Annotated in this window: 12 protein-coding genes; 8 read left to right on the top strand and 4 right to left on the bottom strand. The window is 54.7% G+C overall.

The features are described from left to right. Positions 1-12: 12 nt before the first annotated feature. Positions 13-375 carry a DUF6508 domain-containing protein gene (locus STH12_RS06100; RefSeq protein WP_126166735.1) on the bottom strand — a complete coding sequence of 121 codons (363 nt, stop codon included), beginning with the start codon at positions 373-375 and terminating at the stop codon, positions 13-15. A 451-nt stretch (positions 376-826) separates the two neighbouring features. On the opposite strand from STH12_RS06100, the gene STH12_RS06095 reads away from it, so the two are divergent. After that, on the top strand, positions 827-1,297 hold the full coding sequence (locus tag STH12_RS06095) for an EVE domain-containing protein (protein WP_126166734.1): 471 nt from the start codon (positions 827-829) through the stop codon (positions 1,295-1,297). 33 nt (positions 1,298-1,330) lie between these two features. Continuing rightward, on the top strand, positions 1,331-1,690 hold the full coding sequence (locus STH12_RS06090) for a hypothetical protein (protein ID WP_126166733.1): 360 nt from the start codon (positions 1,331-1,333) through the stop codon (positions 1,688-1,690). A 76-nt stretch (positions 1,691-1,766) separates the two neighbouring features. Here STH12_RS06090 and STH12_RS06085 read toward each other — a convergent pair whose 3' ends face one another. Together STH12_RS06085 and STH12_RS06080 are read right to left on the bottom strand one after the other, a co-directional pair. Further along, a complete protein-coding gene (locus STH12_RS06085; protein ID WP_126166732.1) occupies positions 1,767-2,561 on the bottom strand; it encodes a TIGR00266 family protein in 795 nt (264 codons plus the stop codon). A 106-nt stretch (positions 2,562-2,667) separates the two neighbouring features. Beyond that, positions 2,668-3,582 (bottom strand): LysR family transcriptional regulator, encoded by a 915-nt coding sequence (locus STH12_RS06080; RefSeq protein WP_126166731.1) that lies wholly within the window; start codon positions 3,580-3,582, stop codon positions 2,668-2,670. A 191-nt stretch (positions 3,583-3,773) separates the two neighbouring features. Between STH12_RS06080 and STH12_RS06075 the strand changes: the two genes are divergently transcribed. The 6 genes from STH12_RS06075 (at position 3,774) to ggt (ending at position 11,597) form a co-directional block, all read left to right on the top strand. After that, positions 3,774-4,934, top strand: coding sequence for a homogentisate 1,2-dioxygenase (locus tag STH12_RS06075; protein ID WP_126166730.1), 1,161 nt, complete (start codon positions 3,774-3,776; stop codon positions 4,932-4,934). A gap of 44 nt (positions 4,935-4,978) precedes the next feature. Then, the gene (gene hppD, locus STH12_RS06070; RefSeq protein ID WP_126166729.1) at positions 4,979-6,016 is read left to right on the top strand and encodes a 4-hydroxyphenylpyruvate dioxygenase; all 1,038 of its coding nucleotides are present in this window, start codon (positions 4,979-4,981) and stop codon (positions 6,014-6,016) included. Between the two features lie 606 nt (positions 6,017-6,622). Next, entirely contained in the window at positions 6,623-8,089 is a 1,467-nt protein-coding gene (locus STH12_RS06065) for a multiheme c-type cytochrome (protein WP_126166728.1), read from the top strand. 49 nt (positions 8,090-8,138) lie between these two features. After that, positions 8,139-8,705: a NapC/NirT family cytochrome c gene (locus STH12_RS06060; RefSeq protein WP_126166727.1), complete on the top strand. Its 567-nt coding sequence runs from the start codon at positions 8,139-8,141 to the stop codon at positions 8,703-8,705. A gap of 374 nt (positions 8,706-9,079) precedes the next feature. Continuing rightward, the gene (locus STH12_RS06055; protein WP_126166726.1) at positions 9,080-9,700 is read left to right on the top strand and encodes a LysE family translocator; all 621 of its coding nucleotides are present in this window, start codon (positions 9,080-9,082) and stop codon (positions 9,698-9,700) included. 124 nt (positions 9,701-9,824) lie between these two features. Next, positions 9,825-11,597: a gamma-glutamyltransferase gene (gene ggt, locus STH12_RS06050; RefSeq protein WP_126166725.1), complete on the top strand. Its 1,773-nt coding sequence runs from the start codon at positions 9,825-9,827 to the stop codon at positions 11,595-11,597. A 101-nt stretch (positions 11,598-11,698) separates the two neighbouring features. Here the strand turns inward: ggt and STH12_RS06045 are convergent, their stop codons facing one another. Beyond that, positions 11,699-13,276, bottom strand: a complete 1,578-nt coding sequence (locus STH12_RS06045; protein ID WP_126166724.1) for a dipeptidase — start codon at positions 13,274-13,276, stop codon at positions 11,699-11,701. Positions 13,277-13,377 lie beyond the last annotated feature (101 nt).

Genomic DNA, 13,377 nt, shown 5'->3' with positions numbered 1-13,377 from the left:
AGCGCGATGCGTTCAGGCGTGGGCCGACTCAAGCTGCCACAGGGCATCCAAACGCGCCATCAGGGCACAGAGTACGCCCTGGCGGCGCAGATTTTCCACAACTCCGGGGCTGAATCGCTCAAGCCTCAGCATAGCGCTCAAAATCACCCGGCAGTCGTGCAAGCTCGCCGTTTCAAGGTAGGTCGGGTTGTCGACCAGATGAGTGCGCTCATACCAGTCTTTCCAGTCAAAACCCACCAGTTCAAGGGAAGAGGCCCGCAGGGCCGACAGAAAGGCGCTGGCATCGGCGCCGGACAGTTCGTGTTCTCCGGCTGCCAGCCAGGATAGAAAAGGTCGATACAGACCAAAACCATTGCTGTTGAATTCGAGTCTCATACATACCTCCGGTCAACAGTGTTATCCGCTCAATCTAAGGAAGGTGCTAACAAGTCCTCGCACAGCTCTGGCTTTGATAGCAGCGGCAGTTCAAGGCTTTCAACTGAGGGCATGGCTGGGCGCCCCGCCGTCCAGCTGAAGCTGCAAAACGCCAAAATGGTGTTGCTACCAAAGCCCCGCAGGGCGTGGCTTACAGTGGTATCTGCTGCGTTACAGTTCTTGCGAAGGACTAGGGCCATTCGCTGCGAACTGTGCCTTGCATCTATCCGCTGTAAACTCACGCAGAGCAAGCACGGGACTTATTCGCACCTTCCCTAAAGCAGGCATAATTCGTACCAGCGTCAGCATCGGCTAAAAGGACTGAACATTGGCTGAACGGAATAAAAAACCTTGCCGTTGCCCAAAGCCGCCGTAAACTGGGAGTTTAAGTAAAAAAGCGACGAGATTTTTGATGAATTATTGGCTGATGAAGTCCGAGCCCGATGAGTTCAGCATCGATGATTTGGCTGCCAGACCGAATCAAACCGAAGGCTGGAATGGCATTCGCAACTATCAGGCCCGCAACTTTCTGCGAGATGCAATGCAAATTGGCGACAGGGTATTTTTCTACCACTCCAGCTGCAAGGTGCCGGCGGTTGTCGGCATTGCCGAAGTCGCCGGTGAAACCTATCCCGATGCCAGCGCCTGGGACCCCGAGTCGCCCTATTACGACCCCAAATCCACACCCGAGTCGCCCCGCTGGCTGCAGCGGGATATTCGCTTTATCAAGCGCTTCGCCAAACCCGTTACCTTAAGCGCCATCAAGGCCCACCCTGGGCTTGCCGATATGCTGTTGGTACAAAAAGGGTCGCGGCTGAGCATACAGCCGGTGGACGAGGTTCACTGGCAGCTAATCCACCAGATGGCTGGTGAATCCCTTTAATCAGTCCCTCAATTGAGGTTCAGGAGAGTCCCGATGAAAAACAAATGGATGTTTTTGATGCTGGCGACAGCACTCAGCACAGGTGCGATGGCCAAAAATGACAAGGACCATAAAGAGCACAAGGATCATAAAGATAAGTCCTACAATGAGTACCGCTCAGATGGAAAGGACTTGCCTCCAGGGCTGCAAAAGAAGGTTGCCAAGGGCGAGCCACTGCCTCCCGGCTGGCAGAAAAAGTATAGCCGCGGCGATATTCTGGATCTGGACATCTATGACCGTGGCGTGCGGGTGGGCCCAATCGGTATCGATGGCGCTGTGACCATCCGCATCGATGATTCGCTGTTTAAGATCCACGATAAAACCCGCAAAATTATCGATATTATCAACGAGTAATATCGATAGCTTGCCTATCACGCCAACGTAAAAAGGGAGCCATCCGGCTCCCTTTTTATTTCTGCGCTCCAGCGTATCAATCACCATCCAGCATGCGGCCAAGACCGCCAAGCACCGAACCTTCACCACGGCTGGAACCACCGGCCGAGGGCGCATGGGCAATAATGCGGTCAGCCATGCGCGAAAACGGCAGGCTTTGCAGCCATACGGTGCCATGACCTTGCAGCGTGGCCAGAAACAGACCTTCACCGCCAAACACCATGGATTTAAGCGAGCCTGCGCGCTGAATGTCGTAATCGATGCCGGGGGTAAAGCCCACCAAACAACCGGTATCCACCCGCAGTGTCTCCCCCCTGAGTTCCTTCTTGATAAGGGTGCCACCGGCGTGCACAAAGGCCATGCCATCGCCTTTGAGCTTTTGCATGATAAAGCCTTCACCGCCAAAGAAACCGGTCCCCAGGCGCTTGTTAAAGGTCATGGTGATTTGGGTGCCAAGGGCGGCTGCCAGAAAGCTGTCTTTTTGCAGAATAAGCTCACCGCCAAGCTCGGCCATATCCAGCGCCAGCAAGGTACCTGGGTATGGCGCTGAAAACGCCACCCGACGCTTGCCGTGCCCCTGGTTGGTAAAGTGGGTCATAAACAGGCTCTCACCGGTGAGCATACGCTTGCCGGCGCCCATCAGGGCACCGAAAAAGCCGGACTCAGGCTGCGAGCCATCGCCCATGCGTGCCTCAAACTGAATGCCCTCTTCCATGTAGGTCATGGCGCCGGCCTCGGCAATCACGGTTTCACCGGGATCCAGCTCCACTTCCACCAGCTGCATGCTTTCGCCGCGAATTTCATAGTCCACTTCGTGACAACGTCTCATCATCCATTTCCCCATATGACGTTTGACTGATGTGGCTCACCATACGACATAATATGTCACCTGTCAGCGAGGAAATGTAAACAACTGTGTATGCAGCCGTTGCAAACTGTTAACCCAGGCCTTCGGGGATCCCCATGGGCTCTTTGGCAAATTCTTCCAAAATCAGCTCGGTAAACAGCCTGCCGGCGCGGCCCAGCGGGCGCTCGAGGGTCGACACCAACTGCGGCACGAAGGTGTAACGGCAGCCGCCAACAAAATCAATTTCAGTAAGCAGTCCCGCTTTAAGCTCATCACGCACCAAAAAGTCTGGCATCCAACCAAAACCCAGGCCTTTTAACAGCGCATTCTTTTTCATAATAAAACCAGATAGATAAAAGACTTTGTCGCCACCAAACTGCAGCTCGTCACGGTAAGTTTTCACCGGCGATGAGTCTTCGATGGTCAGCTCTACGTGTTGCTGCAGCTCGGTAAGGGTGAGCGCTTTACGGCCCGCCAGCGGGTGATGGGGCGCCGCCAGCAACACGCTGGTGATAGCTGGCAGGGGTTTGGCGTAATAATAGGGGCCGGTGCGATAGTCTTTAACCAGCATCAAGTCGGCATTGTCGCGCTCAAACCTGTGCTGCACCCCGCCAAGAAACTCCATATTAAGCTGAATTTTGGTGGGAATTTGATGCTCTGCCATGCGCTTTAATGCCGTCATAATCGGCTCCATCGGCAAGGCGCCATCAATCACCAGCTCAAGCTTGGGCTCCCAGCCTTCACTGAATCGGCTCGCAAGATGCTCGATATTGGCAAGGTGGGATAACAGCCGCTGGCCTTCGGCCAAAATCACCCGCCCCTCGGCGGTCAGCTCGGCGCGGTACTGCTCGCGGGATAACAGGCTCACGCCCAGGTGCTGCTCAAGCTTTTTAATCTGGTAACTCACCGCCGACTGGGCCTTGTGCAGCCGCTCCGCCGCCTTGGCAAAGCTGCCCTCTTCCACCAGTACTTCCAATACCTTAAAGGCATCCACATCGATGCGCATCGGCCCTCTCCCGGGTCAGACAATGAACAAAAGCGTAACGCCAGATTTACCATCTAATTTTTAGATGGTGATTACCGATTAATTATTCTTTTTTTTGCACAAGTCGGCAACTAAATTGATACCCAGATCACATATAGCGCCAATTCGGCGGGTAAATGGGCCACTGCGAGCCCAACAGAGGATAAAAACAAATGCCATTTTATGTGAAGCAAGGTCAGATCCCGCACAAGCGCCATATCGCGTTTGCCAAGGAAAATGGAGAGCTTTACCGCGAAGAGCTGTTCTCTACCCACGGGTTTTCGAACATCTATTCCAACAAGTACCACCACAATATGCCCACCAAGGCGCTGGAAGTGGCCCCAATGTCACTGACCCACGGCGACACCTGGGTCGATTCACTGGTACAGAACTATAAGCTGGACTCACGTCTGGCCGATGGCGAAGGCAATTTCTTCTCTGCCCGCAACAAGATTTTCTTTAACTCAGACGTGGCGCTCTATACCGCCAAGGTAACCGCCGATACCGACGAGTTTTACCGCAACGCCTATGCCGATGAAGTGGTGTTTGTCCATGAAGGCGACGGCGTGCTGCTGTCGGAATATGGCGAGCTTGAAGTGAAAAAGTGGGACTATCTGGTTATACCGCGCGGCACTACCTATCAGCTCAAGTTCAACGATTACAGCAATGTACGCCTGTTCGTGATTGAATCTTTCACCATGGTGGAGATCCCCAAGCATTTCCGTAACGAATACGGTCAGCTGCTGGAATCTGCCCCTTACTGCGAGCGCGATATCCGCGTGCCCGAGCTTAAGGACGCCGTGGTTGAGCGCGGAAACTTCCCGCTGGTGTGCAAGTTTGGCGATAAGTATCAGCTAACGCAGCTCGAGTGGCACCCCTTTGATTTGGTGGGCTGGGACGGTTTTGTGTATCCCTGGGCTTTCAACATCACCGAATACGCGCCCAAGGTGGGCAAAATCCACCTGCCGCCGTCGGATCACCTGCTGTTTGTGGCCAGAAACTTCGTTATCTGCAACTTTGTGCCGCGCCCCTATGATTTCCACCCGCAGGCAATTCCGGCCCCGTACTACCATAACAACATCGACAGCGACGAAGTGCTCTATTACGTCGACGGTGATTTTATGAGCCGCACCGGCATTGAGGCCGGTTACATCACCCTGCACCAGAAAGGCGTGGCCCACGGCCCGCAGCCTGGCCGCACCGAGGCGTCCATCGGTAAGAAGGACACCTACGAGTACGCTGTGATGGTAGACACCTTTGCGCCACTGCAGCTGACCGAACACGTGAAAAACTGCATGGCACCCGATTACAACCGCTCCTGGCTCGAAGACTAATCAGAACAATTCCAGGCAGCAATCCATTGAAAGAGGACAAGACAATGGCAAGCGAAACCAATCCACTGGGCCTGCTCGGCATCGAATTTACCGAGTTTGCAACGCCCGATAACGATTTCATGCACAAGGTGTTTCTGGACTTTGGTTTTTCCATGCTGAAAAAGCACAAGGAAAAGGACATCTACTATTACCAGCAAAACGACATCAACTTTTTGATGAACCGAGACCGCGCCGGTTTCTCGGCCGGTTTTGCCAAGTCTCACGGCCCGGCCATCACCTCTATGGGCTGGCGCGTGGAAGATGCCGAGTACGCCTATAAGCACGCGGTTGAGCGTGGCGCCAAGGCCGCCCCGGATGAAGTGAAAGATCTGCCCTACCCAGCCATTTACGGCATTGGTGACAGCCTGATTTACTTCATCGACCGTTTTGGCGATGACAACATTTACGCCACCGACTTTGTCGATTTGGATGAGCCTGTGATTGTTCAGGAAAAAGGCTTTATGGAAGTCGACCACCTGACCAACAACGTCTACAAGGGCACCATGGAGCAGTGGTCAAACTTCTACAAAGACGTGTTTGGTTTTACCGAAGTGCGCTACTTCGACATCAAGGGCTCGCAGACTGCACTGATTTCTTACGCACTGCGCTCACCTGACGGCAGCTTCTGTATCCCCATCAACGAAGGTAAAGGCGACGATCGTAACCAGATTGACGAATACCTGCGTGAATACAATGGTCCGGGCGTACAGCACCTGGCATTCCGCAGCCGCGATATCGTGGCGTCGCTGGATGCAATGGAAGGCTCGTCCATTGCCACGCTTGACATCATCCCTGAATACTACGACACCATCTTTGAAAAGCTGCCCCAGGTCACTGAAGACAGAGAGCGCATTAAGCACCACCAAATTCTGGTGGACGGCGATGAGTCTGGCTATTTGCTGCAGATTTTCACCAAAAACCTGTTTGGCCCTATCTTTATCGAAATCATCCAGCGTAAGAACAACTTAGGCTTCGGTGAAGGTAACTTTAAGGCCCTGTTCGAGTCTATCGAGCGCGATCAGGTCCGCCGCGGCGTGCTCTAAGCCCTGCAGGCTAATCCCTGCTGACGGCAGTCAATACTGCTGAGGTGAAAACCGTCGCATCTGCGGCGGTTTTTTATTTCTCTGCTGCCGTATTCTTTGCCACCTTTTCTGTACCGCGAATGCCTGTGCAGCCCTTGGTTGATGGCGTTTGTTCAGCCCTGCTCTGCTCAATTAAGCCCAGTGCTGTTAAGTCCTTTCAGCTCAGCCCAATTCAGTTTCGCTCTGTTCAGGGCACGGCTTTTCCTGCTTAATTCGCGGCTTTTGCAGACTAGCGGCCACGGCCTAAATTCAGATTACCCTTTTAAAATCTGAACCTTATCAAGCCTCGGGCAAATCCTTTTCGGCACAGACTATGGCGCCTGACATCACAGTGCAGCCCAATACCGACGCTGGCGCAAAGTTTTCCGCATTCCATGCGAGTGCGCATAAATAATCACCCTTTTGTGATCGCGCTCACCCTCTCATCCAGTCCGCATTGATTTAAATCAAGATGCAATTTTTTTGCAGGTTTACATTGTCAACATTGCTGCCACACAGAGTTAGCAATGTATTAGCAAGATATAAATAAAACAGTGAGTTAACAGGAATGCATTTGAGGAACTGTATATGGATTATTCGCGAAACCTGCGACGGTGCCTGTCGCTGCTCGTGCCGGCGATAGCCGCGCTAAGCCTCAGTCTGTCCCCCGCCAGTCAGGCCGAACCCAAGGCGCTGGTGCTCAAACCCTTCAAAACCCTCAGTGATGAAAGCGCCCAGTGCGCAGGATGTCACAAAGAAAAAAACCCTTCCCTTTATGCCCAGTGGGGCCGCTCCAAACACTATGGCGCCAATGTTGGCTGCTACGAGTGCCACAAGGCCGACCCTTCGGATAAAGATGCCATCAAGCACGAAGGTTTCAGCATTGCAGTTATCGTGTCGCCCAAAGACTGTAGCCAGTGCCACAATCAGGAAGTCGAAGAGTTCACCAAGAGCCACCACGCCGATGCTGGTAAAATCATGGGCTCACTGGATAACTATCTTGCCGAAGTGGTTGAAGGCGCCATGACCTTCAATGGCAAATCCCCGGCCGCCGTGAATGGTTGCTGGCAATGCCACGGCTCCGAAGTCAAGGTGCTGGAAAACGGCGATCTGGATCCCACCACCTGGCCCAACACAGGTATTGGCCGGATTAACCCCGATGGCTCCATCGGCGCCTGCAGTGCCTGCCACCAGCGTCACGAGTTCTCCATGGTGCAGGCCCGTCGCCCGGAAGCCTGCGGCAAATGCCACCTTGGCCCGGATCATCCCCAAAAAGAAGTCTATGACGAGTCCAAGCACGGCATTAACTTCTATGCCAACGTCGACCGGATGAACCTCGAATCCGCCAAGTGGATCGTGGGTGAAGACTACGACGCCGCGCCTACCTGTGCCACTTGCCATATGTCTGCCACCCGCGAGCAGCCTGTTACCCACGATGTTGGCGATAGGATCAGCTGGACCTTGCGCCCTGCAGTGTCTGAAAAGGTCGATGCCGCCGCCAAAGCCAAGGGCAAACAGGTTAAGCCATGGGAAGAGCGCCGTCAGGACATGATGGACGTGTGTCAGGCCTGCCACACCAAGTCGATGGTCGACAGCTTCTATCAGCAGTTTGACTCGCTGGTGAACCTGTATAACGACAAGTTTGCCTCTCCCGGTAAGAAGCTGATGGCGACGCTCAAGGCCGAAGGCATGCTCACAGACACAGGTTTCGATGAAGAAATCGAGTGGACCTGGTTCTACCTGTGGCACCACGAGGGTCGCCGCGCCCGTCACGGCGCCGCCATGCAGGCACCGGACTACGCCCAGTGGCACGGCATGTTTGAAGTGGCCGAACGCTTCTACGTCGAAATGGTGCCTCAGTACCTCGAAGTTGTCGAAAAGGCCGAGCACGCCGGCAACAAGGATGGCGCCGAGCGCGCCCGCAAGGTGCTGGATGAGATCCTGTCCCGCCCTGAACACGCCTGGTTTACCGGCAATGAGCCGGAAGAGCTGAAGAAAGCCCGTCTCGAGGCCCAAAAAGCCTTTAAAGCCCGTTATTTGGGCGAGAGTAAATAAGGCCTGAAGGGGCGGCAGCCCGCCCCTTCTTCACAGGGAGGATTTCCTCGTGAGTGAACAGGGAAAACCCACTCGGGTGCAGCGCCTGTGGCGCTGGCTGAGACGACCGCTGGCATTGGGGGTCCCCATCGGGGTCTTCGTGCTGGTCGCGGCGGGGGCATCATTTCAGGGAATGATGGTGCTGTCCAACCGCAACGAGTTCTGTTTCAGCTGTCACCTGAAAATGGACACCATAGTCCAGGAATACCAGGCCTCCGCCCATTACGGCGATGGCCAAACCATTCCCGCCACCTGTGCCGACTGCCATGTGCCGCACACCTTTATCGACAAAATGAAGGTGAAAATCGTCGCCACCAAGGACATCTACCACATGATGGTGGGCACAGTAACCAAGGAGAACTTTGAATCGCTGCGTCCGGCCATGGCCGAGAGTGTTTGGGAAACCTTTAAAAACAATGATTCCCAGAGCTGTCGTCATTGCCACCAGGGCGACAATTTCGATTTGGCCAAACAGCCTCAGCGTGCGCGGCTCAATCATGAGCGCATTGCCGAGCGCGGTGAAACCTGTGTCGATTGTCATCAGGGTCTGACCCACAAGCGGATTGTGTCGCAATAACAGGGCCTCTGGATGAATGCCCTTGAGATGAATGCCATTTGAGATGAATGCCCTTGAAACGAATGCCACTTGGAGGAGTGAGTATCCAACTGACGAACAAGCCAAAGCGCTCGATGCCTGTGAGAGCAACAGCTGCAGATGCATCGAAAACAGCTCATCAAGCATGGGCAAGCAGCTAAAAGGAAACCCAATAACCAATTGAAAAATTTAAACTAACCATTACTCAAACGATATAAGCTACATCTCCTGTCTCCACCCAAGGTCGCCAATTGGCGACCTTTTATTTTGGCGAGCGTCGCCCCTTGTTCTTCGCGCCGGGGATGATTTACACTGCTCAGTCCTTCGTACTTTGCTGAATATAGAATCGATAAAAAATGCCTGATTTCGCGCTGCTTGCGGTGTTTATTCCCACCTTTTTATTTGTCTCCATCACCCCGGGTATGTGTATGACCCTGGCCATGACCCTTGGTATGAGCATAGGGGTGCGTAAAAGCCTGTGGATGATGGCGGGGGAGCTGGTCGGTGTGGGGCTGGTGGCGCTGGCGGCGGTGCTCGGTGTTGCCGCCATTATGCTCAACTACCCATCGCTGTTTGCCGCGCTTAAATACGTCGGCGGCGCTTATCTGGTGTACCTTGGCATTAATCTGTGGCGCTCCCGCGGCAAGTTTGCCCTAACAAGTGAACCCGGCCCGAGCCCACATCCGATGGCGCTTATCAGTCAGGGTTTTTTAACCGCGGTTGCCAATCCAAAAGGCTGGGCCTTTATGGTGTCGCTGCTGCCACCTTTTATTAATGTTGAGCGGCCAATGGCGCCGCAGTTGCTGGCACTGCTGTCCATTATTCTTATCACCGAGTTCAGCTGTTTGTTGCTGTACGCCGGTGGCGGCAAGAGCCTCAAGGCACTGTTAAGCCGAGGCGACAACTTAACCTTGCTTAACCGGATAGCGGGCAGTTTAATGGTTTTTGTTGGCCTATGGCTCGCCTTTGGCAATTAACTGCAAAGGCATTGGCGCGGCTAAATGCATCAAAACCATTGCAAAGCCACAACGCAGCAGGCACAGTGACCACTTTATAAAATGTAAAAAATACACAACAAAAATACGTTCTGGGGGAAAGATCATGAAACCACGGCCCGGTGCCTTTACCTTAAAGGGGCTGACTCTCGCCCTTGCCATCGCCCTACCCTTTGGCGCCACTTTCACGGCCGACGCCAAGCTGCCAACCAAGCCATTGCAGGATGACAGCGCCATTTTCAGTGAAATGGCCACCGCCCAACCGATTTTCGGCAAATACGGCATGGTTTCAAGTCAGGAAGCGTTGGCCACCCGCATCGGCGTGGACATTCTCAAAAAAGGCGGCAACGCCGTGGATGCCGCCGTGGCCGTGGGCTTTGCGCTGGCGGTTACCCTGCCCCGAGCCGGTAATCTCGGCGGCGGCGGTTTTATGCTGGTGCATCTGGCCAAAGACAACAAAACCATCGCCATCGACTATCGTGAAACGGCTCCCAATGCCTCAAAGCGCGACATGTTCCTCGATGAGGCCGGTAACGCGGTAGATGAACTGAGCCGCAGCCACGGTCTTGCCGTAGGTGTACCCGGCACTGTGATGGGGATGGAGCTGGCGCTGGAAAAATACGGCACCATGACCCTGTCTGAGGTGATAGCGCCGGCGATTTTGCTTGCCGAAGATGGGGTCGAAGTCACCGCTGAGCTGGCAAGCTCACTCGCCGGGCTGCATGGCTGGATAGCCAAGTGGCCAACGTCAGCCGAGATTTTTTACCCCAACGATGGCAAAAACTTAAGCGTTGGCCAGCGTCTGGTGCAAAAAGATTTGGCCGAAAGCCTGCGCCGCGTCAGCAAAGCTGGCAGTAAGGGTTTTTATGAAGGCGAAACCGCCGAGAAGCTGGTCGCCGCGGTGCAGGAAGCCGGCGGCATCATGACCCTGGACGACCTCAAAGCCTATAAAGTGATGGAGCGTGAGCCTGTTCGCGGCAGCTATCGCGGCCTTGAAGTGGTCTCCATGCCACCGCCAAGTTCCGGCGGTATCCATATCATTCAAATGCTCAATGTGCTCGAGCACTTCCCCATGGGCGAGCTTGGCCACAACAGCGCCCAAAGCATTCACTTTATGGCCGAAACCATGAAGCGAGCCTACGCCGATCGCAGTGAGTATCTGGGCGACCCGGACTTTGTGACCGTGCCGGTTAAGGCCCTGACCAGCAAGGCCTATGGCGATGCCATTGCCAAGACCATAGCTGCCAACAAGGCCACACCATCGGACGACATCAAGCCCGGCAAGCTGACGCCCTACGAGAGCGACCAAACCACCCACTATTCGGTGGTCGATAAGTGGGGCAATGCGGTATCCAACACCTATACCCTCAACTTCAGCTACGGCTCCGGCATGGTGGCCAAGGGCACCGGCATCCTGCTCAATAACGAAATGGACGACTTTGCCGCCAAACCCGGCAGCCCCAACGGTTATGGCCTGCTTGGCGGTGATGCCAATGCGGTGGAGCCGCAAAAACGGCCGCTGTCATCCATGAGCCCCACCATAGTGATGAAAGACGGCAAGCCCTTTATCGTTACCGGCAGCCCCGGCGGCTCGCGCATCATCAATACCGTGCTGCAAATCATCATGAACGTGGTGGATTACGATTTGAACATTGCCGAGGCCAGCATTGCGCCCCGGGTTCATCACCAGTGGTATCCTGATGAAATCCGCACCGAGCGCAGCCTGAACCTGGATACCCGCCGTCTGCTGGAGTCCATGGGCCACAAGGTAAAGGTGAAACATGCCATGGGATCGACCCAGTCGATAGTGGTCACTGAGGACGGTATTTATGGCGCCTCGGATCCGCGCCAAAGCGCCAGTGAAACCCTGGGTTACTGACGGGCGTTAAAACACGCTTGCCAAAGCGCGTTAATTCGCACCTAGAGTAAAAAAAGCGCCTTAAAGGCGCTTTTTTGTTTCCTGAAACCCGGCGGGCTGTATTAGTCGCGCATCGCCAGTTCTACCAGCGCGGCTGTGTACATTTCCAGGTTCAGCTTAAGCTGCGCCCTGGTAATAAATTCATTTTCGCTGTGGCCCGTGTATTCCACGCCGGGCATGGCCGGACCAAAACTTAAGGCATTGGGGAACAACTTGGCATTGGTCGAGCCGCCAATGGCAATGGGCTTTGGGTCAGCTGTGTGGGTGTAATGGCCATACACACCAAGCAGGGTCTCAAGATGGGGCGCATCCTTAACCAACATGGGTGTGCCCCAGTAAGTCTCGATATCAGCCACCTGAGTGCCTCTGGCGTCCTGCCAGGCATGAATGGCCTCCATGGCAAGCTTATCCAGCTCTTCGGGGGTACGCCCCACGGGGCGGCGCAGATTGAGAGTCACTTCGGCGCCCGCTTTTGTTTCAGTAATAAGGGTCGGTGCCAGCGTCATAGGCCCCATAAACTCATCGCTGTAGCCAAGCTTGCCAAATTTGTCGCCATAAAGGCCGGTACCCACCAGCGAATGTAAAAAATCCACCGTGGAAGCCGCAGTCGTCATGGGCCAGTCAGGAATGCTGCCATCGGCGCTGGGCGACAAAAGCTCAGCCAGATAGGCCACTGCATTGATACCGTCCTCCGGTGTGGATGAATGCGCCGCCTTGCCTGTGGCCAGAATTGCCAGCCCCAGAGGCTCGTCGATAAAGTCCGTTTTGATAGGCAAGGTTTCGGCGCGGGCTTTGAGGGCTGCCACCAGCGCGGGATTGGAGTTTTGAATCACCGCCCTGGCCTGCTGCGGAATTTGGCTGGCAAAACTGCCACCGCTGAAATGGGTTAACACCGGTGTATCGGCGGCAACTTTCGCCATTACCCGGGGCAAGCTCAGCTTGATTTGGCTCCAGCCCTTCTCGCCCGTCACCACCGGGTATTCAGCATCCAGGGTGATGTTGATATCGGCGCTCTGGTGAGTTTTTAAAAACGCTTTCAAGGGATCCCAGTCCGACTCTTCGGCCATATAGACCAGCAGTTCGATGCGCCGCTTAAGCACTATGCCGCTGTCTTTGATGGCTTTCATGGCGTAAAGCGCGGTGACAATCGGGCCCTTGTCATCCTCGGCGCCGCGGCCAACGAGTTTGCCATCGGCGGTTTCGGTCAGTTCGTAGGGGCTTTGGGGCCACAGGCTGGGGTCGGCGGGCTGCACATCGCCATGGGTGATCACCCCCACCTTTTTGGTACTGGCAGAGGCGCCCTTTGGCGACAGGCTTATCAGCATCACATAGCCCCAGTCTTCTACATCAAGCCCCAGCATCCGGGCTTTTACCCCAAGCGCTCGCTTAAAGTCGGCAAATACAGGGTCGGTCTCCGGCGTCAGGCCCTCACGGGCGCGGGTGTCGTAGCTGACCAGGGTCTTCAGGGTATCGATTTGGGCCTGCTGGAAATGCGCCGCTGCGTACCCGGCGACTTTTTGCGCCTCGGCGGAGGGGGCTGGCGCAGCAGCCTGGGCGGCCGAGCCGGACGTGGCTATCAACAGCGGAATAAGGGCAGACAGGCAGCGCTGGCTAAAACGGGCAGATGTTATTTTTTTCATGTTCGTTATCGGCGTTTGTTGTTTTTAATTTTTGGTTTTTGATTTTTGGCTTTTTGCGTTTCTGTTTTGATTTTTTTGGATTGGCGCTTTCGAGATTTAAC

It is taken from the genome of Shewanella khirikhana (assembly GCF_003957745.1).
GTDB lineage: Bacteria > Pseudomonadota > Gammaproteobacteria > Enterobacterales > Shewanellaceae > Shewanella > Shewanella khirikhana.
This window is presented reverse-complemented; position numbering and strand designations above follow the sequence as displayed.

What these genes read in the sequence shown, in the direction of transcription:
- STH12_RS06095 (WP_126166734.1), top strand. Translation starts at nt 827, where the DNA reads ATGAATTATTGGCTGATGAAGTCCGAGCCCGATGAGTTCAGCATCGAT.
- hppD (WP_126166729.1), top strand. Translation starts at nt 4,979, where the DNA reads ATGGCAAGCGAAACCAATCCACTGGGCCTGCTCGGCATCGAATTTACC.
- ggt (WP_126166725.1), top strand. Translation starts at nt 9,825, where the DNA reads ATGAAACCACGGCCCGGTGCCTTTACCTTAAAGGGGCTGACTCTCGCC.
- STH12_RS06100 (WP_126166735.1), bottom strand. Translation starts at nt 375, where the DNA reads ATGAGACTCGAATTCAACAGCAATGGTTTTGGTCTGTATCGACCTTTT.
- STH12_RS06075 (WP_126166730.1), top strand. Translation starts at nt 3,774, where the DNA reads ATGCCATTTTATGTGAAGCAAGGTCAGATCCCGCACAAGCGCCATATC.
- STH12_RS06080 (WP_126166731.1), bottom strand. Translation starts at nt 3,582, where the DNA reads ATGCGCATCGATGTGGATGCCTTTAAGGTATTGGAAGTACTGGTGGAA.
- STH12_RS06065 (WP_126166728.1), top strand. Translation starts at nt 6,623, where the DNA reads ATGGATTATTCGCGAAACCTGCGACGGTGCCTGTCGCTGCTCGTGCCG.
- STH12_RS06055 (WP_126166726.1), top strand. Translation starts at nt 9,080, where the DNA reads ATGCCTGATTTCGCGCTGCTTGCGGTGTTTATTCCCACCTTTTTATTT.
- STH12_RS06090 (WP_126166733.1), top strand. Translation starts at nt 1,331, where the DNA reads ATGAAAAACAAATGGATGTTTTTGATGCTGGCGACAGCACTCAGCACA.
- STH12_RS06045 (WP_126166724.1), bottom strand. Translation starts at nt 13,276, where the DNA reads ATGAAAAAAATAACATCTGCCCGTTTTAGCCAGCGCTGCCTGTCTGCC.
- STH12_RS06085 (WP_126166732.1), bottom strand. Translation starts at nt 2,561, where the DNA reads ATGATGAGACGTTGTCACGAAGTGGACTATGAAATTCGCGGCGAAAGC.